Source organism: Sphaerisporangium melleum (assembly GCF_014646695.1).
Lineage (GTDB): Bacteria > Actinomycetota > Actinomycetes > Streptosporangiales > Streptosporangiaceae > Sphaerisporangium > Sphaerisporangium melleum.
Genome location: NZ_BMNT01000099.1, coordinates 1,255 through 2,339, shown reverse-complemented (window position 1 = coordinate 2,339; position 1,085 = coordinate 1,255). Strand labels below are relative to the sequence as shown.

1 protein-coding gene is annotated in these 1,085 nt (G+C 70.2%); it reads left to right on the top strand.

The annotated features are described in order from the left end of the window. Nucleotides 1-1,085 (top strand): beta-ketoacyl synthase N-terminal-like domain-containing protein (locus IEY93_RS37200; protein WP_268241611.1); only part of this gene is annotated, 1,085 nt, incomplete at both ends.

Below are 1,085 nucleotides of genomic sequence, written 5' to 3'. Positions count from 1 at the left end.
GCGTGTTCGTCGTCGTTGGTGGCGTTGCATCTGGCGGCGCAGGCGTTGCGTGCGGGTGAGTGTGATCTGGCGCTCGCGGGTGGTGTGACGGTGATGGCGACACCGACCACCTTCGTGGAGTTCTCCCGGCAGCGTGGTCTGGCCCCTGACGGTCGGTGCAAGGCGTTCGGCGCGGGCGCGGACGGCACCGGCTGGGGCGAGGGCGTCGGGATGCTGCTGGTGGAGCGGCTGTCGGACGCCCGCCGCAACGGTCACCAGGTGCTGGCGGTGGTGCGTGGGTCGGCGATCAACCAGGACGGTGCGAGCAACGGCCTGACCGCGCCGAACGGTCCGTCGCAGCAGCGGGTGATCCGTCAGGCCCTGGCGAATGCCGGACTCACGGTCGCGGATGTGGACGTGGTCGAGGCGCACGGTACGGGTACCGCGCTGGGTGATCCGATCGAGGCGCAGGCGTTGCTGGCCACCTATGGCCAGGACCGCGATGCGGATCGGCCGTTGTGGTTGGGGTCGGTGAAGTCGAACATCGGTCATGCGCAGGCGGCGGCGGGTGTGGCCGGTGTGATCAAGATGGTCATGGCGATGCGCAACGGGGTCCTGCCCAAGAGCTTGCATGTGGACGAGCCGTCGCCGCATGTGGATTGGTCGGCGGGTGCGGTGGAGTTGCTGACCGAGACGCGGGAGTGGGACCGGCCGGATCGTCCGCGCCGAGCTGCGGTCTCCTCGTTCGGGATCAGCGGCACCAACGCCCACGTCATCATCGAACAGGGTCCGGATGTCTCTCCGGCTGGTGCCTCGGTGGAGAGTGGCTCCGCGCTCGGGGTCGTGCCTTGGCTGCTGTCGGCCAACGACGAGAGCGGTCTGCGTGCGCAGGCGGCCCGGTTGGCCGCCTGGACCACGGAGGCGGCCCAGGACGCCGCGTTCGGCGAGGTGGGTGCGGCTCTGGCTCGTGGCCGTGCGGTGCTGGAGCGTCGTGCGGTGGTGCTGGGTGCGGATCGGGATGAGGTGGTCGCGGGTCTGCGTGCTCTGGCTGCGGGTGAGTCCGCTTCTGGTGTGGTGACCGGTGGTGGGTCCGGTGGCAGGGTCGC